This is a genomic window from Paenibacillus sp. ClWae2A, from assembly GCF_032452295.1.
In the GTDB taxonomy this organism is placed as follows: domain Bacteria; phylum Bacillota; class Bacilli; order Paenibacillales; family Paenibacillaceae; genus Paenibacillus.
The window spans coordinates 1-20,960 of record NZ_JAULSQ010000026.1 but is presented as its reverse complement, the minus strand read 5'-3'; the positions used below and the strand labels follow the sequence as shown (position 1 = coordinate 20,960).

Genomic DNA, 20,960 nt, shown 5'->3' with positions numbered 1-20,960 from the left:
GGGAAAAATCCTGTGCCATTATCGTGGCACAGGAATCATATGATTATGTTTTCATTGGCATACGGAATATAGAGCACGGGAAACGAAAAAAATCATCCTTTGTTAAACATGACAAACTTCAATTCCGTCATTTCCTCTACCGCATATTTAACACCTTCACGTCCAATCCCACTTTGTTTCACCCCACCATAGGGCATGTGATCCACTCGGAACGTGGGAATATCATTAATCATAACTCCGCCTGCTTCGATCTGATCGACAGCATGGAAGGCGGTATGAATATCGTTTGTAAATACGCCTGCCTGAAGCCCGTATATCGAATCGTTAACATGTTCAATACCCTCTTCAACGGAATCTACCGTATTGATCACAACGATGGGTGCAAACACTTCCTGACAGGATACCTTTGCATCACGCGGAACGTTAATCAGTACCGTTGGACGCAGAACGCCTCCTTCAGCTTGACCGCCTGCTGCCACTTCAGCCCCGGCCTGTTTGGCTTCTTCAATCCAGTCGAGTGTACGCTGTACATCCTTGGAGGTAATCAGCGCAGAGACCACCGTATCCGGGCTCAGCGGGTCTCCGACCACTACTTGTTTGGCCGCTTCAGCGAAACGCTGGATGAATTCTTCCGAGATGTCACGATGTACGTAGATTCGCTGTAGCGAGATACATACCTGTCCCTGATACGTGAAAGCACCGGTCACACATCGAGGAACCACTTTGTCCAGATCTGCGTCCTTATCCACAATGACCGCTGCATTCGACCCAAGCTCCAGTGTCACGCGTTTGAGTCCTGCTTTGCTACGAATGCCCGTGCCTACCGCTGGACTGCCTGTAAACGTAATGTGAGCAACACGGGGGTGCTCAACAAGCACATCACCAATGGTTTTGCCATCACCGCTCACCACGTTCAGTGCACCATCCGGCTCCGGCTTCCTGCAGCAGATTAGCGATGTAATAGGAAGATAGAGGCGTCTGCTCCGCAGGTTTGAGAACAATCGTATTGCCTGCTGCCAGCGCTGGGCCTACCTTATGGGCTACCAGATTCATTGGAAAATTAAACGGCGTAATCGCACCGATGACGCCTAGAGGTTGCCGCATCGTATAGCCGATACGTCCTTCTCCACCTTTGGCTGCATCCATCGGAACCGTCTCTCCGGTCAGCCGCTTGGCTTCTTCGGCGGCAAAACGATACGTTTCCACCGTACGGTCAACCTCGGCCAGTGCTGCGGTAATTGGCTTCGCCGCTTCAAGCGCTATGATTCGCGCTGCTTCTTCTTTGCGTTCTTCAAGCATGGCGGACAACTTGTACAGAATATCTGCACGCTGATGTGCAGGCATCTGGCGCATTGTCTTCCCAGCCTGAACGGCAGCTGCAACAGCAGCCTCCGCTTCCTCGGCTGAAGCCGACGAGACTTCTGCCAGCGTTTCCCCGGAGTATGGTGCTTGAAGTGTTTTGTAATCTACGGATTCGGTCGGTTTGCCACCGATAAACAGATGTTGTTTTTTCATATGCTGCATCCTCCATCCTTTTAGAACCTATTGAACTAAAGAATATACACTGCCACTCCGATGACGGAACAACCATAAAATTGCTGTCTCATGTAAAAGTTCAGTTCAATTTATATAATCTATTTATACACTATTTCCGTGCCATCAACCCACTACAGTGTTCGGCAATCATAGCTTGTAACGTACCTGATGAGCCATTGTGGCGATCTTGAGCTATTGCATTATAAAGGATTTCACAACCTATTTAACCGTCAGGACGGGGCACTCTGCATATTTTAACACGCCATGGCTGACACTGCCCACGATCATCTCTGCGAGCATGCCTTTCCCAGCCGCGCCCATCACGATCATCCCACAATCTCGTTCTCGCGTTACACGGCAGATCTCATTAACGGGATCACCCGCAATCAGCAGTGTCTCATATGCGACGTCTCGTCCAGACAACTGTCTGGTCACCGGTTCTATAATATGTTGCCCTTCTTCGGCAATCCGAGCTTCCAGATCAACACCCAATGCAGGTTCATTAATGGAGATGGCCGGATTAACATGCACGATCAACAGACTTGCGGGTTGTTTCATATCTTCAGCCAGAATTAGTGCTTGCTCCAAAGCCTTATGCGCATGTTCCGATCCATCAACAGCAACCAATATACGTTTCAGCATTCCAATTCCTCCTGTGAATTAATGAGATGTAATGGCGGAATCGATATCCCGCAGATGATGACGACGTACCAGCAGTACCACAACACCAATCAGAACCATTAATGCGCCAAAATAAAACGGCGTTTCCGGCAGGAACCACTCGGATAATTTACCTGCAAGCCATGGAGCAAGTGCACCACCCAGGAAACGAACAAAGCTGTATGCAGCAGAAGCAACAGAACGCTCCACAGGTGCAGCTTCCATAACAGCCGTTGTAATCAATGTGTTGTTAATCCCAAGGAAAATCCCCGCTACAATGACTGCCACAATAACGGTAGTTGGTGAACCCATCACTGTACCTACTGCCATAACAACCAGATCAATCGCGAACAATGTAAGCATGACACTCATGGACGGAACCGATCCGAATCGGCGTTGTAATCTTGGTGCGACGAATACAGACGTAATCGCCAGCATCAGTCCCCAGCCAAAGAATACATAACCCAAGCCGTGCTCATCCAGATTCATGACATATGGTGAATAAGCCATCAAGGTAAAGAAACCAAAGTTATAAAGGAAGGCGGTAATCGCCAATGTTTTCAATGAAGGATAACTTAATGCTTTGAACGGATCAGACAAAGAACTGCGTGTTTTCGGTTTGGCCATCTTGGGCAGCATAAATGTAATGCTGATAAAGGCAATCGCCATCAGCACAGCCACCCCATAGAACGGGCCACGCCAAGAGATGGAACCCAGCTCACCACCAAGCAGCGGACCAACCGCAATCCCGAGACCAAGCGCTGCTTCGTACAAAATAATCGCTTTGGCTGTCCCTGACGTGGACAGTCCCACAATAGCAGATAACGCCGTTGCGATGAACAAGGCATTTCCTAGTCCCCAACCACCACGGTAACCCACCAGTGCACCTACAGTGTCTGAGGTACCGCCGAGGAATGAGAAGATAATTATTAACAATATCCCACTGAGTAGCGTCCACTTCACACCAATCCGGCTGGATACGACACCTGTAATCAGCATTGCTACCCCGGTCACAGCGTTATAACTGGTAAATAGCAGCGACACCTGGCTTTTTGAAGCATGCAACTGGTCTGCAATCGCAGGCAGGATTGGATCAACCAGACCCAGACCCATAAAGGATATGATACATGCAAAGGCGACCGCCCATACCGCTCTCGGTTGAGACAGTAAGCCCCCACGTGATGACGGCAATTCGTCCGGTAATGATGGCTCTCTTTTCATACGTAATTCCTCCTGTGAATAATTTATGTGGTGAAACTTTACATTTGAAAACGACTGTGAAAACAATGAAAATTTCTATACATTTTCAGAATTAAAGGCAACAAAACGGCACAAATGACACCGGAACATCCGGTGTTTGTACAGGATCGCCAAAGGTACTATGGTGCTCACTCCATGTAGCGATTATGTGTATACAGTTTTGTTTATTAAACATTAAATGTTAATTCGGTTAGCCGTCTTCATCACTCTGCGGATCATGTGCCTGTAACTTCTGAATACCGCTCCGAACGCGTTCACGAAGCTCTTCCAGTTCCGTCTGTACGGCATGTATGCTCTGAAGTTTCTGCTCAATCAGTTGCAACTGACCATCCAGCGTTGTTTCCATCGCGGTAAGCTTCTCGATCCGTTCTCTTACTTCGGTCGTCTGCTGGTAGTCAAAACGTTGTTCGTTCAAGGCATCTGCCGTTGCCACATAGGTATGTAGCTCCTGAAGGGAGAATCCAAGTACCTCTTTGGCGCGAACCACCTTCTTCAGATAATCAATATCCTCCCGAGTGTACAACCGCGTCCCGCCATCTGTCCGCTGAGGTGAAGGCATGACCCCAATCTCTTCATAATACCGGATGGTTCGCTTGGTCAAACCGCATTCCTTGGCTACGTCGTCGATTTTATATATACTCATTTCCCTCACCTCTTCTATATGTCTATAATGTTATGTATATAATTATATATAATATTAACGTTAACGTCAACGTTAGATTTTATGTATGAAGTCTTAGCGAGTTTAACAGCCTCTTCGCTTCTCTATCTTCGACAAAAAAAGACCCGCTTCAAACGCGAGTCTTCCTCTCTACACTATTCATTCATTTTACCTTAAACGTTCTGCTCATTCTGTTGCTGTTGCTGTTGAGCACGCTGCATTTGCTTCAACCGGCCTTCAACTCTGGTAAATAGTCTGAACGTATAGAACCCTGTAGCAACCAGACTCAGCACCAAAGCTCGTACATCTGTAAGCCAGAAACCAATAATGCCGAATATCGTAATAATCACTCCAAATTGCATCATCAAATTGGCGCTATAACTTTGCGCTTCGTCCCACAACTCGGGATTACTCATTGCACGCGGGGTCCGATAACCATATATGCCGTTAATCATTTTCGGTGGTTTTTTGAACACCATTAACCCCAGAATGAAATAACACACTCCGATGATGATCCCTACTACTGCTCCTGCCAAAATGTTCTCCCCTTCACTGTTGTCTTCCATAGACCTGCTTACACTGACACTCCGGTGACAGAATAACTTGCCGATGAAGTTTCACTTCTTCAGGTTATTTCTGTCCTCTCCGTTCTCGTGTAAATGTCTAGTTAGACTTATCTATATAAAAATATAAAAACGGCTCTACGTATATACGAAGAGCCGCCTGGATCGTTTCGTAAACTTAGATATTCTTCACACGAAGTACACGCATGGCGTTCAGAACAGCCAGCACCGTGACACCGACATCCGAGAATACCGCTTCCCACATGGTAGCTATGCCGAACACACCGAGTAACAGGAAGATCGCCTTAACACCCAGAGCAAACGCGATATTTTGCCATACAATCATTCGTGTACGCTTTGCAATGCGGATCGCGCTCGCAAGTTTCGACGGTTCATCGGTCATGATGACCACATCTGCCGCTTCAATCGCGGCATCCGAGCCGAGCCCACCCATGGCCACGCCCACATCGGCGCGCGCCAGTACAGGTGTATCGTTGATGCCGTCACCGACAAACACCATTTTTTCCTTCGGAGATTTGGCAGCTTCCAGTTGCTCCAGTCGTTTGACTTTATCCTGTGGCAACAATTCAGCGTAGACCTCATCCACACCCAGCTCACTTCCTACCGCTTCACCTACGGCTTTGGCATCACCTGTCAGCATGACCGTTTTGCGGATGCCGAGCTTCTTCAGCGCCTGAATAGCAGCAGCTGCATCGTCCTTCACTTCATCGGCAATGATCAGATGACCAACATACGTGCCAGCTTCAGCCACGTGGACTATCGTTCCGGCCGTCTCTGGTGTGGTATAGGATATACCCGCCTGCTCCATTAATTTGGCGTTGCCTGCCAACACTTCCCGACCATCTACACTCACCTTAATCCCATGTCCGGCAACTTCGTCATAACCTTCCACACCTTGCGTGGGAATGGCTTTGGCCCAAGCTGCGCGAATGGATTCAGCAATTGGATGATTGGAATTGGCTTCCGCAATAGTTGCCAGCTTCATCAGTTCATCTTCCGTACGTCCACCTTCGGGACGAATGGCTGTTACTTTAAATACACCTTTGGTTAGTGTACCCGTTTTATCAAAAACAACAACTTTCACATCGTTCAACGCTTCAAGGTAGTTACTGCCTTTAACGAGAATCCCGTTACGTGAAGCCGCTCCGATACCTCCAAAGAATCCAAGTGGAATAGAGACCACCAGCGCACAAGGACATGAGATAACCAGGAAGACCAATGCACGATAGATCCAATCGGCAAATGTTGCACCACTAAGTATCAACGGCGGAACAAATGCAATCACGGCTGCAAGGATAACAACAACTGGTGTGTAATATCGGGCGAATTTACTAATAAAATGCTCTGTTTTCGCTTTCCGGCTGCTCGCGTTCTGTACCAGGTCCAAAATTTTGGATACCGTTGATTCACCAAACGTTTTGGTCACTTCAATCGTCAACATACCATTTTTGTTCACAAATCCACTCAGTACGTCACTTCCGGACTCCAGCTCACGAGGTACGGATTCACCTGTCAGAGCAGAAGTGTCCACCATGGAACGCCCAGCTCTAACGATACCATCCAGCGGTACTCGCTCTCCTGCTTTCACGACAATACGATCACCAATCCGTACGTCTTCTGGAGATACACGACGGGTCTCGTCACCCGAACCCGTCAGGATATTCGCGTAGTCCGGGCGAATGTCCATCAGTGACTGAATCGACTTGCGTGACCGATTAACCGCCATGCCCTGAAACAGCTCCCCGAGCTGATAAAAGAGCATGACCGCTACCCCTTCCGGATACTCACCAATAGCAAAGGCACCCAAGGTAGCGACGGACATCAGGAAGTATTCATCGAACACCTGACCGCGGATGATGTTTTTGGACGCCTGGAGCACGATGTCTCCCCCGGCAATCAGATAAGCGAGCGCATATAGAGTAAGCTGTGCCCAGCCCTCCAGCGGCGACCAGATCGCAGCTGCGAGCAGCACAGAACCTGCAGCAAGACGAGTTAGCAATACTTTTGTCTGTCCTGCACCATGTTCATGCGAGTGGCCTGCATGGGCATCATCATGCGTATGGCTGTGATCATGTCCAGCATGACTTCCGTGCTCATGCACATGACCATGTGTGTGTCCCTCTGAGTCTCCGTGATCATGAGTATGCGAGTGTTTGCCATGTGAATGTGAATGTCCATGATCATGTCCAGTATGGTCATGACTGTGGTTATTTGCACCAGCTGCACTCCCTGTGTGGGTATGCACATGTCCGTTCACCTGTTTTCCTTTTTCCGAAATGCGAATATGCGGCTCCAGCCGAAGCACTTTGCGCTTCGCTTCTTCCACTACCTGTTCATCCATATCGGAAGTGGTGTGTAGCGATAATGTTTTGGTAACAAAATTGACAGAGCATTCGTTAATGCCCTTAATTTTTTTGACGCCATTCTCAATCTTCAATGCACAGTTCGCACAATCCAGTCCATCAAGCAGAAGTTCCCTTTTCACCTGTTCCTGTCCGGTTCCCATGTGAATTCTCCCCTTTGCAGTCCAAAAACAATGTTATAACCCAACTACATTCAATATATGAGCATTCATTCATATGTTTAGATACCCCTATTATATGCACGCCTAAACATGAGTGTCAACAATCGTTGTTGATTTTTTATACAGACTATGCTAATAGTAATTATTTCGCTTTAGACGTTTTTTGGATATAATAGAACTACAGTTGTTAACATAGGCGGTGATAGGAAATGGAACAACCGGTTAAAGCACCAAGCGAATGTGATGCAGCCTGCTCAGGTACTGAAGCGGATGTAGAGAAGATTCGCACTTCACTCATAGATCGGGAGACCTCTTCCGAGATGGCAGATTGGTTCAAGGCATTCAGCGACCCAACCCGTCTACGTATTATTGATGCGCTGTTACAGAAGGAATTATGTGTTCATGACCTGACGGTTCTGCTCGACATGGGACAGTCGGCCATTTCACACCAGCTGCGTTCACTCCGCAACATGCGGATCGTCAAGCGGCGCAAGGAAGGCAAGACCGTGTACTACTCTCTGGATGATACTCATATTGAGCAGATTTTCCTGCAAACGCTCCAGCATATTAAACACAGCTAGGCAGCAGCCAAGCTGGTTCATGAAGAAGAACCCCCGCCTCTCGGCTATATGCCGATGGACGGGGGTTCTTCTAGGTAAGGGTACCGTTTTATACAGGATACAAAGTGACTAAATCTTCTGATTAACTATCTCTTGGAGCTTGCTGCCACTTCGGTTATAAAAGATTGTTCTTTTTCGGGTCGTACAGGCCCGATCTGTCCTTAAACCAGTTGAAGATATGTGATACACATACTTTCAGCACCGCGTATCCTGGAACAGCGAGCAGAATGCCTACTACTCCAAACAGATTACCCGAAGTCAGAATGACAAAGATAATCGTGATCGGATGAATCTTCAGCGTTTTGCCCATGATCTGCGGCGAGATGAATTTACCCTCGATTAACTGCACGATTGTCCATACGGCAACCATCTTCAGCAGCATCACCGGTGAAGTAACCAGGGCCACGATCAACGCAGGTGTAATCGCAATTGCTGGTCCCAGATACGGAACAACACTCGTGAACGATGCGATAATCGCAAGAATCAGTGCATAATCCAGACCAATGACCATATAACCGATATAGAGCAGAATACCGATGCAGAAGCTGACGATAATCTGTCCACGAATGAATGAACTGATCTGGTGATTGATGTCTTCCAGCACATGCATTGCGCCCGTACGGCTCTTGATCGGCAGGAAGGACAGAATTTTCGCCGGCAGCTTCTTGCCGTCTTTCAGCAGATAGAACAGGATAAACGGAACCGTTACGATGGACAGCACGGTCTCCGTGAAAGCTCCAAGGAATCCGCCCAATTTGGTCCAGGTCGAGTTCAGAATTTCCGTAGCCTTTTGGGAGATTGTTCCCCACCAGTCCTGCGAATTCAGATTCACCGTCTCCTGGAACTGACCGAACAATTTACTGCCCGTAAGCTCCTCAAACTGCTGTTTTACCGTCTCACTGTACGTTGGGAAATTTTCAATCAGCCCCACAATCTGGTTACGCACAACCGGAATGACTGCCAGCACAACAACTGTCAGAATGCCTCCAATCGCAAGATACAGGATCAGAATGGACCAGCCACGCTTGATTTTCCACCTTTCCATCACATCCACAATCGGATTTAGCAGATAATAGAGTATGCCTGACAGAATAATAGGTAGCACAATGGTTTTGATGAGTACTGCGAGCGGATGAAGAACAAAGGATACTTTGGTCAGAACCATCACGTTCAGTCCCACCAACAGCAGAATTAGCAGAAATAGGACAAACTTGTTGTTAAGAAAAAATCGCTTGAACCGCTCCGGCCAAACGCGGGGTTGCTCAGGTTGCTCCATAGGCGTGTCGTCCTCTCTTATGACCCTTAATCAAAACTAAACTATAAAGCTAAATAAATGCCCACACACGAAAAAAAACACCTTGTACAAGCCAACATATGTATAACACTCTGGATTTATACGTATGGTGCTGTTTAACCGTTTCAAATTAAACCGGTAAAGTCATTTTACCCCAAAATGAGTCTTCTGCCCCACACGAATCATTTGCAAATTCTCCCTATTCAAAAACGGCTCGCCTCACTGGGAGACGAACCGTAAATTTATAGCTATAGGCTACCATAAGCCAGCTTTTACGCTGAAAATGAAGATTAAGCTTTTCCCGCCAATTGTGCGATTAACTCATAGGAATGCAGACGTGCCTTATGATCATAGATCATCGACGTAATAATCAGCTCATCTGCCTGCGTCTGCCGAATGAAGGATTCCAGCTGTCCACGTACAGTTTCTGGTGAACCATTAACAGCTGCCTTGAGCGTCTGCTCCACACCAGCTTTCTCACGGTCCGTCCATTTGCCTTCCATCTCTGCCGGAGGCTGTACCAATCCCGTTGTGCCGCGAATAATGTTCAGGAACTGCTGTTGCATCGTTGTGCCCAGCCATGCTGCTTCCTCGTCTGTATCCGCAACAACTGCGTTAACACCAACAATCACATGTGGCTCCTTCAAACTATCAGATGGTTGGAAGTTGTTTCGATACGTCTCTAGTGCAATACGGGTGTAATCGGGCGAGAAGTGGCTGGCAAAAGCAAACGGCAATCCCAGCTGACCTGCCAGACGTGCACTGAAATCACTGGACCCCAGGAGGTAAATTGGAATATTCAATCCTTCTCCCGGTACAGCGCGAACAGGCGCGTGATAAGACGTCGCCGAAGCATCAAAGTATGCTCTAAGTTCTGCCAAAAGCTCAGGGAAATCTTCCCCACTGTTCAGATCTTTGCGTAGCGCAAGAGATGTACGGCGGTCACTACCTGGTGCGCGACCCAGTCCCAGGTCAATTCTGCCAGGATACAGGGATTCCAGAGTACCAAACTGCTCAGCAATGACAAGCGGTGCATGGTTGGGCAACATGATGCCTCCTGAACCCAGACGAATCGTTTTGGTTCCACCAGCCAGATATCCAATAACGACCGAAGTTGCGGAAGAAGCAATACCCGGCATGTTGTGATGTTCAGCTACCCAGTAACGGTGATATCCCCAACGCTCAGCATGCTGTGCCAGATCCAGGCTGTTGCGCAACGCATCAGAAGGTGTTGCACCCACTACGACAGGAGCCAGATCCAGGATGGAAAGCTTAACGTCATTGATGTGTTCTTTATGGGATGAAGCCGTATTTTCTGTAGTCATTATCGTTTAATCTCCTCGATGATTATATTTTTGTATATCCAGATATATAGATTAATTAAATCGCAACTGGATATGGTGATGTGTTCATAAACTAGCCGTTTACATCCGGACGGAATCCCTGCCTGCATATGCATCCTAGCTTCCGTTCCGGCATCCGGCTTATAACTCGTTCTGCACGTACTCGGCAAACTGACGGATCGTCTCCTCGTTGCGCCGATAATACGTCCATTGTCCTCTTCGCTCGGAGAGCAGCAACCCTGCCTTGAGCATAGTCAGCAGATAACTGGATATAACCGACTGAGCCAGTCCAGCCTTCACTTGAATCGTGCCAACACAGATTCCGTTCTTGCCACCATCCGGATGCTGAGATAGTTCCAGCGGTGGGAAGTGTTGCTCCGGGTTTTTGAGCCACAACAAGATTTGTCTACGTGTCTCGTTCGATAATGCTTTGAATATAAGTATAGGTTCCATGGGTACGATTATACCCCCTTTCATCCATTTTGCAAACACATGAACAAACAAACCGACTCATGATCGAGTCGGTCTGGAATCATATGGAATCCGTATCTGGATTCAACATCCATATTAGAAATTGGTTGTAATCGTCTGTTTAACCTGATCCAACATGGATTGATATGCTGGTGCATCCAGGTATCCAATACTACCGAAGAGCAGATGATCTACGGCTTCAATACCTACAAAATCGAAGATACCTACGTCTGAAGTTAATTTCAGTCCAGCAGTCATGCCAATCTGATCATAAATTTCACTTGGTGTACCATGTGTATTGATGACGAGTCCTTTTTTGCCTGTCAGCAATTTCTCGATTCCTGCTTCACCGGCTGCATATGCAAAACCATAGGCGAATACACGGTCAACATATCCTTTCATAATGGCAGGAAGACCTGTCCACCAGATCGGATAGATGAATGTGATAACTTCTGCATCTGTAACAAACTGTTGCTCTGTAGCGATATCCTGTGGTGTCTGTCCTGCGCGCATGGAAGCTGTATCAGCTTCAGTCAGTACGGGTTGGAATCCAAGCTTATACAAGTCACGAACAACCACTTCATGGCCTTGAGCTTCGAGAGCTTCTACAGCAGTATTGAGGATTGCGTTATTCAAGCTGTCTGTGCGCGGGTGAGCATATACGATAAGGTGTTTCATAGTGTGAATCCCTCCAGGTTTGGTTTGAGTTAGGTTGCGAAAATGGGGTTACATTGATACGTTCCCGTATACATAGATATCTATGTATATGGGTAAAAAAATATTTGGGCTCCTCTGCCTCCACCCCATTCAAATCTGGAAGGGTTGCAGACAGAAGAGTTCATTCATTATAACTTTCGGACAATAATGGATAACAAGCTCTCCAATTGCTCCGACTGTTCATCGGACAAGCCACTATAGATGATGTCATTAATCTGCTCTGATACCTGATGAAAGATCGGTTCGAGTCGCTTCCCCTGTTCGGTTAGGCGAATCATCGTCACTCGGCTATCTTCGGCACTCTTGCTGCGTTCAACATATCCAAGCTTCTCCAGCTTGTTGACCAGTACAGTTACCGTTGGTTGTGTGCGTTGAACACGTTCAGCCAACATCTTGATCGACAGCGTCTCTTCCCGGTACAAGAACATCAATACATCCCCATGAGAAGGAACAATCCCTGTTACCTCATGCTGTTCCAATTCGTGTACAATCCGTTTGTTGACATGATCCCTGATTCTTGCAATCAGTGCAATAGCGTTGTATTTAGGCATGACCCCATTATACATAGACATCTATGCATTTTCAAGTTCTTTTTTATAAAAAGAAAAACAGCCCTTTCCATCCTGCTAACATCTGGAAAATATCGGGCTGTTTCGATTCTACTCTGATCCTGATCTATAATGTTAGATCTTAGCTAATCGTTTTTTGAATTCATGTTGGATTCATGCTGAATTCAGTTAATCCATTGCGTGATTTTCTCAACGGATTGTCGGGACTTCTCACGCTGGGGCTCCTCTGCCCGATAACCGAAGGCTGCCATCATAGATACGCCCCATGCGCCATCCTCCAGCAAGCCCTCTTCTTCCATAATCCGATGGACATCCTCACGGCTGAAACCTTCGATTGGACAAGAATCAATCTCGATCTGAGATGCCGCCGTCATCATGTTGCCGAGTGCAATATACGTCTGTTTAGATGCCCAGTCAAATAATGATCGTGGATTATCCAGAATTTTCTGGTTATTTTGGAACTTTCCATAAGCCTCACTTGTTAGCTCAAATATGTCATCTGGCATTCCCTTTGTTTCCTTCAGCATGTACTCCGCATAGGGAGAATTATAACTGGCATCTGACCGGGCCAAAATAACAACAAAATGGCTTGCTGTAGCCAATTGCTTTTGAGCGCCGGAAGAGACTTCGGACAGACGCTTACGCAGGTTTGGATTTTGTACAATCAGAAACTTCCACGGTTCAAGACCAATGGAACTTGGAGATAATCTGCCTGTTTCCAATATAAATTGGAAATCCTCATCCGAGATTTTGCGGGTATCATCAAATATCTTTGTTGCATGCCGGAAATGATACGCCTTTAAGATGTCTTCCTTTGTTTTTGACTTTGCTGTAACTTCCATGTAGCTCCACGTCCTTTTTAAATATTTTTTATGTTGAACAATAATGTTTAAGTGGTTTCATCTCAAGTATTAGTTTAGGACCTATGCATATAAATTAAAAGTACGCACATTATTGTTTCTTGGTTTATAAAAGTAAGTATTGGAGAAAGACAGCAATAATCCACTGGGCACTTACATGGCCTAGTGGATTATCTACGACTCTTTTCCTTTTAAATCTTGAAATTTTGAACCAGCTTATTCAGATTCAATGCACTATCTTTCACTTGATCAGATTGTTTAACTACTTCCACAGATTGCGCAGCAGAAGCGACCATGTGTCCTGCGATTTCCTGACTGGATGCGGCTGATTGTTCACTGGCTGATGCAATCTCGTGAATGGAGCCCACTAGTATTTTGATATTCGCAGTCACTTGTTGTGAGGTTGCATTGAGATCTTTAACTGCATTGGCATGATCAAGGGAATCGACATAATACTGTTCAGCTGTATCCTCCAATAATTTATAATCTTTGCCAACCTGATTGAACATAAAGGATAGCAACTCTTTGGCATTCGAGGACAGATTGGTTACAGACTGCATAACTTCTTCCGTGACCTGCTGGATTTGATCAGCAGCCTGCCTGGAATCATCAGCCAACTTTCGAATCTCGCTTGCAACAACCGCAAAACCTCTGCCTGCTTCTCCAGCCCTTGCAGCTTCAATGGATGCATTAAGTGCAAGCAGATTAGTCTGTGCCGTAACATCCAAAATAGACTGAGATAATATACCAATCTGATCTACAGCAGTTGCACGTTCCAGTGCTTCTGACATCTTCTTACTCGTATGATCATACATGTCTATGGCTGCTCGACTCGATTCGCGGGCTTCCTGCTTCAACTTTTCAGCCTTCGTGCTGGTCACATAGGCGGACTCTGCTTGTTTAGATGTCCGTTCCGATATATATTCAGCTCCCTGTTGCATCTCAGCAGCCGAATGATTCATATTTTCCGTATGGGCTGAAGCCTCTTCCATTGCAGCCGAGAGCTCTTCAACTGTAGCTGATACTTCACGAATTCGTTCATTCAGACCAGCCATGTTCTGGTTGGTAAGATCGCTAACCTGGTTGATATGATGTGATTCCTGAACTACACCACGAATGACATTTGTTGTGGAATCGCTCATTGTACGAATAGCTCGTGCGATGACACTTATCTCATTATTTCCCTGTGTTAGATGTGGATCTAAGGATGCCGTTAAGTTACCTTGTGTTATTTCTTCACAATAACGGGTGATAGCTTTCATTCGTTGACGTATACTGCGAATCACTACAAATGAAATAAGAATGAGTGCTGCAAGTGAAAGCAAAAGAACCGAACCGAGCACCAATGCTCGCTGCTGAATTACTTCCTGTGTATCCGCATAGAGCTTGGCTGACTCTTCTTCATTATGCGCACTCAAAAGGGTGATCGTCTCCACAATCGCTGTACTGCTTTTGTTAATTCTTCCTCTCTCTTCACTATCATAGGTGCCCGACATCTTCTTGGTATCCATGATTTGCTCAATATCCTGATAATATGTATCCATCTTTGCTACCAAATCTGCAAATATCTCTTTTTCTTTGGTATCCAATGTTCTTGCCGAAAACTCATTCAAGCCATCCGTGATACTCTTCTCACCTTTCTGAACCTGATCGTACTGTTTGTCGGTATACTCTGCATTATCAAGAACCTTTGTATAATTGGCGCGCATATTATAGAAATTACTTTTCAATTCAAGAACATTGGTTTGATGCTGGAAGCGGTCATTGTAGAGGATACCTTGTCCCATTTTTGCTTCGTTCATTCCAAAAATCCCAATCAGAAAGACAGTAAACAAGCCGATTAGACTAATCACAGTCATGATGATCATCGTTGTTGTTAATTTCATATTTTTGAGTTATTTCCTTTCTTATATTTTGGCTTAGACTGAATTGACATGATTATTCCCCCACTTTAAATAGTAGATAGCCTTATATATCTTATATCTATATCGTATGTATCCATATTGTTTGTTAGCATTTCAAGAAAATCGACTTTATTCATTTAATGAGAAAAGTAATGGGAGACAACAGAAAAGCCGCCAGGATATAATCCAGCGGCTTTTCTGTGAATATGAAACGATATCTGTGCGACCTATAGTTGCTCCATCCACTCATTTTCAGAAATGACGGTATATCCTTCTTGTCGCAGCAATGCTGAGGTGACACCTTCTCCAGTTACCTTGCGGTTGGCGAAATTCCCATCATAGATCATCTTTGTACCACAGGACGGACTGAATTCCTTCAATACCACACACGATACATCCAATTTTTTGGCCCATTCCAATGTCTGGTATGCTCCCTTGATATATAGCTCTGTGACATCCTTGCCACTTTTCTCAATCACTTTTGCAGTGCCTGCCAGTACGTCCTTGCCCGTGCCACCGATAATTTCAGCCGGTTCCCGTGGAGTGGAAAATCCCCCAAGCAGCTCCGGACACACCATCTTGGCCTGCTCCTGCTCCACAAGCTCCTGAATTTTCTCATCCAGGCTCGCTGTTCCATTGTAACGGCAGGCTACCCCCGCCAGACATGAACTCACCAAATATTTCATCGTTATCTCCTTAATACTCATTCCATCTATGAAGTAAATTGTAACATATAAGATCAAGCCCTATAACTCGCCTCTGGTGATCATCTTGATCCGACCATCTTCCCTGTATTCAACCTGAAAAACATCCTTGCTCGACTCCAGTTCAAATGTGACGACTCCCAATTGCTCAGCATTTCTGTGTAGTTTATAGGCGTCAAAATCAATGTTAAATATCTTCTTAACTATTGGCCCCACTTTTTCCCTAAGAAGAGACTCATCAATATTATATAATTTTTCATGATAAGCCTCCATCTCTTCGATGTTGCCTATTTCTTGTTGCTCATAATAATTAGCATCCCCTACGGTATAGCCCAAGCCCTCTTTTCCTTCGGTCATCTGTACAAAGTAGTTATCTTTAAAGGAAAAGAAGACTGTATCCTTGCCGAGTTCATTATCTTTGCTTCGACTTGCTCTTACTAGATCTAGATTGGCTTTACCAGATAAAGCCTCAATCGCTTTTCTGGCATCCGCCAGCGCCGCCTGGGGTATTTGATCAGGTCTCATCTCGCCTGTGATCGATATAGCCTTGTCCTGTTGCCATACAATCTCCCCATAACCAGTCTCATTCTCTAACGCTACTGTCGTATACGATATCGGTTCCAATTCCCCTTGCTTCATACTCACATAACGTTGAACTGATACAGGTTTAAGCGTAGGAGTACTACCTATACTTTGTAAAAGTGATGAAACCTGACGCAGATAGCGATGCTCCAAATCGCTCGCCAGCATCTCACCTCTCATCTGTACTTCCCGCAGATTGCCTGTTGCCGCATCAAGCCATATCTGCACGTACTCCTTCTCACTTTCTTTTCCAGCCTCTACATATATTCTGCCGGACACAGGCAAGTCTTCCACTTTTGTAATCTTCAGCTGTTTACCCAGATCGTCTCGCATCGTGGTCGCAACATTTCTTTTCATTTTGTCGGTTAGCAGATTTGTGTTCAAATCATCGGATAACTGCAACGCTGCTGTCGGATAGACCTGCTCGATTACGGGTTTCACCAGCTGTCCATCATCCCAGATCCATAGGAACAATCCCGCAGCAATAACCAACGCACCCATGCCTGCAACAAGAGGCCCTCTTCTAGTGCGACGTTTGTGTGAAGCGTTGCCTACTTGCGGTCTAAACGGTCTGGACAACCTGGAACTGTCCTCTGACCTATCTCCCTTGCTTCCCTCTTCCGACTTCTTCATCCACTCCACCTGTTGAAGCACCTTCCGCTTGTGATCCTCTGTAAAAGGAGACGACGCAAACGGTCCCTTCCGGATTTCCTTTTCCCATTGCTCATCCTTATGTATCATTCGCTTCGCTCCTCCCATTGTTTCCGTACCTTATCCTTACCTCGGGATAGTCTGGACTTTACTGTGCCTGAGCTGATTTTCAACATCTCAGCAATCTCACTCGTCGTAAGCTCATACTTCAGATTCAGCAAAAGAATCTCCCGGAATTTCCTCGGCAACGCCAGAACAATATCCCAGATTTCATGGATATTCTCCTTACGCATTACTTCCATCTCGGCCGAAGGATGTGCAGGCTGCTCTGCAATCATGACTCTTTGGCCCGAACCCCCACGCTCTGTCTCAATGGGTAACGTCTCTCCCCACAGGCTACTACGAAAGAATCTGGATTTTCGATATGTAAAAGTGGTGTTTCTAGTAATCGTCAACAGCCACGTTTTCAGTGAGCAATCTCCACGATAATGAGCGATCCCCGAGTACGCCCGAATAAATACCTCCTGTGACAATTCATCTGCCTGTTCGGCACTTTTGGTCAGAAAATAAGCGTAATTCCACACGTCATTTCCGTAGTCATCCATTATGCTGCTAAGTGTGTAATTGTCGATGGTCTGAGCCTGTGCCAGTAATTGATCATCCAACTGTTGTTCACCTCACTTAATATGACTGAATCTACTGTGGTTTGGTTCCCTGTTTTGGACATTATTTCTTATTATTGTAGCAAAATAAAAAACAGCATGTTCAATATCACTGAACACGCTGATTCCTATAAGTTTGCTTATTTAGAAATCTCTATCAGAAAGCTTTTAGGCGAACGCTCCACTTCCTCAGTTTCTTTCTGCCCTCTGGTCTAACGTATCATTTTCATCGTTATACTTTAACCGCAGCAATCATCAGAAACATCGGTCTCCGATTCTCGTCTCGCATGCCAGGAACCTGTTCAATCATCTCCGGTGATGGTTTGGACTCAGCCACTTTTTGAACGGTAAACCCGGCCTTAATGAGTTCATTTAGATGTGTTGCCAGTGTACGATGATATTTAACCACATCCTGATTCAGAAAGTTCGCCACACGCTTCCCTTCATCGTGGTAATCATCCACGGGCCAGTGAAGAATCTCACCTGTGGGTCCGTAATGCCAATCCTGCGCAGCGCGAGCGGTGAAGATGGGATGTTCGGAGGATAGTACAAATGTGCCCCCTTCTACGAGACAATCATTGATCTTAGCATACACCGTGTCTAACCGTTCAATATAATGCAAAGCAAGTGAACTGATCACAACATCAAATTGTCCCGGTGCAAAATTAATATCTTCAATCGCCAGCTGCTCGTACTGGATCTGCGGATCGTCCGTCATTTCACGAGCACGCTGAAGCATATTTTCAGACAAATCTACACCGATCACTGAACTCGCTTGTAGTTCACGCGCATACCGGCAATGCCAGCCAAAACCACATCCCAAATCCAGCACACGCTTGTCCTTCAAATCAGGCAAAAGAGTCTGCAGTTCATGCCACTCCCCAGCTGCATCCAGCCCTTGAACGGAACGAGCCATCTTACTGTAGTTATTGAAAAACTCAGCTTCATCGTATTTATTTTGTTTCATCAAGAGATTCCTCCCGCCTAATAAATATCAATCTACTCTACCACACAGACGTTATTTAAACGTAAAAGTTGCCAAGCAAATTCATGGCGTGTTATCATACAGAACGAACGTTCAGTATTATTAAACACAGAATGAACATTCAGTTTACTAACGGAGGTCAATATGAATACGAAATGGACGCATCCACTGGAAGGGCAATCTGTAGGTAAAGCTTTTATAAGTTACCTTGTGCCTTCCGTATTGGGGATGCTGGTAGTTGCTTTTAATTTTATTATCGACGGCATTATGGTTGGTCACAAACTGGGTTCTACAGCAATGGCCGGGATCGGCATTGCCTCACCTGTCTATACGCTTTTTGTTGCCATGTCGCTGTGGATTGGTATGGGCGGGGCAACCTTGTACTCCAACGCTATGGGTAGAAAAGATATCACATCAGCCAAACAAATTTTCACCAAATCAATCATGCTGATAATGCTCGTTACGATTGCCATTGGATATACTGCATTTACGTTCAAAGACAAGCTGGTATACTCCCTCGGTGCTAACGCCGAGACCTTCCCGTTTGCTTCGGACTATATGAATATCATGTTATTGTTTGGGTTTGTCTTCACCATTGAGAATGCGCTCTCTGTTTTTGTACGAAACGATGGGAATCCCAACACATCCATGTACGCTCAGATTACGTTTGCTGTGGCCAATATCATCATCAATTATATAACACTTTATGTACTCGAATGGGGTGTACGCGGTGTGGCCATCGGTACAATTGTATCAGCGTCTCTTGCGCTACTTGTCCTGCTCACTCACTTTTTCAAAAAAACGAATAATCTCACATTCACCCGCTTCAAGTGGAACAACAAACTGCTGGCTTCCCTTCTACTCATTGGTTTCCCCAGCTTTCTGGCTGAACTTGGCATGTCGGTCTTCTCTGTCTCCCATAACATCTCCATGGACCGTATTGCGGGCACGGATGGCGTAGCATCATTTACCGTGTTGAACTATATTCATGGTGTTGTATTGTTGGCTTTCCTGGGTCTCGCATCCGCTGCCCAACCTCTGATAAGCTATTATCACGGTGCCAATCAGATTAAACGGGTACAACAAACGATACGTTTAGCCACCAAAACAGCTCTCGCATGCGGTCTACTGTTACTGCTTATTGTTCAAATCGGTGCACCTTATTTCGTGCAAATCTTTGGAAACTTCAGTAGTAGCGTAACGGATAATGCCGTTTACGGATTACGTATATTTACATTTGCCTATGTGTTTATGGGTGTTAACTTTGTCATGAGCACCTATTTCCAATCTGTAGGCAATGCCAAAATGGCCATTTGGATCACAGCTGCGCGTGAAATGATCATCATGATTGCGTTGATTGCAGCCCTGCCTTCATTCTTTGGTGTCACGGGTGTGTGGCTTGCCGTACCGCTGTCCGAAATGCTGGTTCTCGCAACTATAGCCGTGTACTATAGAAAACGATCCCTTACGGATCGAATAAACGCGCTGCAGTCTGAATAACGTTTACAGATAATATAACGGCAACAGATAGAAGATCAATGGAACGTAGATAAAATGCAGGTAGACCTCATAATAATCTAATAAACAAATAAAGCCCTGCACGATCAATTTAGATCGGTCAGGGTTTTGTTTTATCCAACATTAGTTGGTAAGTAATTAGATACGTATATCAAATCGACCATTGCTATCTGTTGTTGCGTTCGCAATTTCCTTAGGGGTAGCTACGCCCTTTCCATTGGATGGAGGTTGGGCAGGTGGTGCCTCCTTCGTAGCAGTTGTACCGGCTCCTTGAGAGCTTTGCTGTGCAATCTGTCCCTCAATCTGCTTGATCTGCTGTTCAAGCTGTTTGGTCTTTGTCTCCTTGGTCTTCTCATCGTCCTTGCTGGATTGCACTTTCTCCAATTGAGCCTCAAGCTTTGTCTTTTGTTTCTCCAAGCTACTTGAATTGTCCGAACTCGAAGATGACGATATGTATGATGTTGTGGAACTGGCTGTAGAAGATATATTCATTATGGTTCTCCTCCTCTTTACTTGGCTTCACTATACCCTATCCCACTGAAACGTACGTTAAATTCAACTGAAAGGTTGCTGAAGGAGCTAAGAATCAGAAGTCGATCATATGGAAGTATGTATACCAGCATTAATACTGAGAGTCTTCATATAAGTGAAAATATTGATGCTGTCTTATCTATGTTAGTTGTTTCTCGGCAGAAAATAGTAACACAAAAAAGACACACTCGAAATCATTCAAGTGTGTCTTTATATTGCTTGGCGGCGTCCTACTCTCCCAGGACCCTGCGGTCCAAGTACCATCGGCGCTAGAGGGCTTAACGGTCGTGTTCGGGATGGGTACGTGTGGAACCCCTCCGCCAT

Annotated in this window: 19 protein-coding genes, 1 rRNA gene and 1 pseudogene; 2 read left to right on the top strand and 19 right to left on the bottom strand. The window is 45.7% G+C overall.

Annotation, left to right across the window (positions count from 1 at the left end; all coding sequences use genetic code 11):
• Positions 1–92: 92 nt before the first annotated feature.
• The 6 genes and pseudogenes from QVE09_RS31405 to QVE09_RS31380 form a co-directional block, all read right to left on the bottom strand.
• Positions 93–1,515 (bottom strand): annotated as a pseudogene (locus QVE09_RS31405) (aldehyde dehydrogenase family protein).
• A gap of 240 nt (positions 1,516–1,755) precedes the next feature.
• Complete coding sequence (locus QVE09_RS31400) at positions 1,756–2,178, bottom strand: universal stress protein (RefSeq protein WP_315939907.1); 423 nt, start codon at positions 2,176–2,178, stop codon at positions 1,756–1,758.
• 18 nt (positions 2,179–2,196) lie between these two features.
• Entirely contained in the window at positions 2,197–3,417 is a 1,221-nt protein-coding gene (locus QVE09_RS31395; RefSeq protein ID WP_062837652.1) for an MFS transporter, read from the bottom strand.
• 229 nt (positions 3,418–3,646) lie between these two features.
• Positions 3,647–4,099 (bottom strand): helix-turn-helix domain-containing protein, encoded by a 453-nt coding sequence (locus QVE09_RS31390; RefSeq protein WP_315939906.1) that lies wholly within the window; start codon positions 4,097–4,099, stop codon positions 3,647–3,649.
• 191 nt (positions 4,100–4,290) lie between these two features.
• A complete protein-coding gene (locus tag QVE09_RS31385; protein WP_315939905.1) occupies positions 4,291–4,653 on the bottom strand; it encodes an SdpI family protein in 363 nt (120 codons plus the stop codon).
• A 205-nt stretch (positions 4,654–4,858) separates the two neighbouring features.
• Complete coding sequence (locus QVE09_RS31380) at positions 4,859–7,207, bottom strand: heavy metal translocating P-type ATPase (RefSeq protein WP_315939904.1); 2,349 nt, start codon at positions 7,205–7,207, stop codon at positions 4,859–4,861.
• A gap of 227 nt (positions 7,208–7,434) precedes the next feature.
• Here QVE09_RS31380 and QVE09_RS31375 point away from each other — a divergent pair, with 227 nt between their 5' ends.
• Complete coding sequence (locus tag QVE09_RS31375; RefSeq protein ID WP_253429786.1) at positions 7,435–7,806, top strand: ArsR/SmtB family transcription factor; 372 nt, start codon at positions 7,435–7,437, stop codon at positions 7,804–7,806.
• Between the two features lie 154 nt (positions 7,807–7,960).
• Here QVE09_RS31375 and QVE09_RS31370 read toward each other — a convergent pair whose 3' ends face one another.
• The 11 genes from QVE09_RS31370 to QVE09_RS31320 all read right to left on the bottom strand — a co-directional run bounded on the left by QVE09_RS31370 (position 7,961) and on the right by QVE09_RS31320 (position 18,569).
• The gene (locus tag QVE09_RS31370) at positions 7,961–9,121 is read right to left on the bottom strand and encodes an AI-2E family transporter (RefSeq protein WP_315939903.1); all 1,161 of its coding nucleotides are present in this window, start codon (positions 9,119–9,121) and stop codon (positions 7,961–7,963) included.
• 308 nt (positions 9,122–9,429) lie between these two features.
• Positions 9,430–10,464: an LLM class flavin-dependent oxidoreductase gene (locus QVE09_RS31365; protein ID WP_315939902.1), complete on the bottom strand. Its 1,035-nt coding sequence runs from the start codon at positions 10,462–10,464 to the stop codon at positions 9,430–9,432.
• A gap of 159 nt (positions 10,465–10,623) precedes the next feature.
• Positions 10,624–10,935 carry an ArsR/SmtB family transcription factor gene (locus QVE09_RS31360; RefSeq protein ID WP_036668255.1) on the bottom strand — a complete coding sequence of 104 codons (312 nt, stop codon included), beginning with the start codon at positions 10,933–10,935 and terminating at the stop codon, positions 10,624–10,626.
• 114 nt (positions 10,936–11,049) lie between these two features.
• A complete protein-coding gene (locus tag QVE09_RS31355) occupies positions 11,050–11,631 on the bottom strand; it encodes an NAD(P)H-dependent oxidoreductase (protein WP_315939901.1) in 582 nt (193 codons plus the stop codon).
• A 167-nt stretch (positions 11,632–11,798) separates the two neighbouring features.
• Positions 11,799–12,242 (bottom strand): MarR family winged helix-turn-helix transcriptional regulator, encoded by a 444-nt coding sequence (locus QVE09_RS31350; RefSeq protein WP_315939900.1) that lies wholly within the window; start codon positions 12,240–12,242, stop codon positions 11,799–11,801.
• Between the two features lie 161 nt (positions 12,243–12,403).
• Positions 12,404–13,081 (bottom strand): NAD(P)H-dependent oxidoreductase, encoded by a 678-nt coding sequence (locus QVE09_RS31345; RefSeq protein ID WP_315939899.1) that lies wholly within the window; start codon positions 13,079–13,081, stop codon positions 12,404–12,406.
• Positions 13,082–13,290: 209 nt separating this feature from the next.
• On the bottom strand, positions 13,291–14,985 hold the full coding sequence (locus tag QVE09_RS31340; RefSeq protein ID WP_315939898.1) for a methyl-accepting chemotaxis protein: 1,695 nt from the start codon (positions 14,983–14,985) through the stop codon (positions 13,291–13,293).
• 245 nt (positions 14,986–15,230) lie between these two features.
• Positions 15,231–15,689: a 2-thiouracil desulfurase family protein gene (locus QVE09_RS31335; protein WP_315939897.1), complete on the bottom strand. Its 459-nt coding sequence runs from the start codon at positions 15,687–15,689 to the stop codon at positions 15,231–15,233.
• Between the two features lie 60 nt (positions 15,690–15,749).
• The gene (locus tag QVE09_RS31330) at positions 15,750–17,030 is read right to left on the bottom strand and encodes a hypothetical protein (protein WP_315939896.1); all 1,281 of its coding nucleotides are present in this window, start codon (positions 17,028–17,030) and stop codon (positions 15,750–15,752) included.
• Positions 17,027–17,605 (bottom strand): RNA polymerase sigma factor, encoded by a 579-nt coding sequence (locus QVE09_RS31325; protein WP_315939895.1) that lies wholly within the window; start codon positions 17,603–17,605, stop codon positions 17,027–17,029. The genes QVE09_RS31330 and QVE09_RS31325 overlap by 4 nt, the downstream gene beginning before the upstream one ends.
• Before the next feature lie 229 nt (positions 17,606–17,834).
• Positions 17,835–18,569: a class I SAM-dependent methyltransferase gene (locus tag QVE09_RS31320; RefSeq protein ID WP_315939894.1), complete on the bottom strand. Its 735-nt coding sequence runs from the start codon at positions 18,567–18,569 to the stop codon at positions 17,835–17,837.
• A 162-nt stretch (positions 18,570–18,731) separates the two neighbouring features.
• Between QVE09_RS31320 and QVE09_RS31315 the strand changes: the two genes are divergently transcribed.
• A complete protein-coding gene (locus QVE09_RS31315; protein WP_315939893.1) occupies positions 18,732–20,087 on the top strand; it encodes an MATE family efflux transporter in 1,356 nt (451 codons plus the stop codon).
• 156 nt (positions 20,088–20,243) lie between these two features.
• Here the strand turns inward: QVE09_RS31315 and QVE09_RS31310 are convergent, their stop codons facing one another.
• The gene (locus tag QVE09_RS31310; RefSeq protein WP_315939892.1) at positions 20,244–20,597 is read right to left on the bottom strand and encodes a FlxA-like family protein; all 354 of its coding nucleotides are present in this window, start codon (positions 20,595–20,597) and stop codon (positions 20,244–20,246) included.
• Positions 20,598–20,853: 256 nt separating this feature from the next.
• Positions 20,854–20,960, bottom strand: a 5S ribosomal RNA gene (gene rrf / locus QVE09_RS31305); the annotation flags it as partial.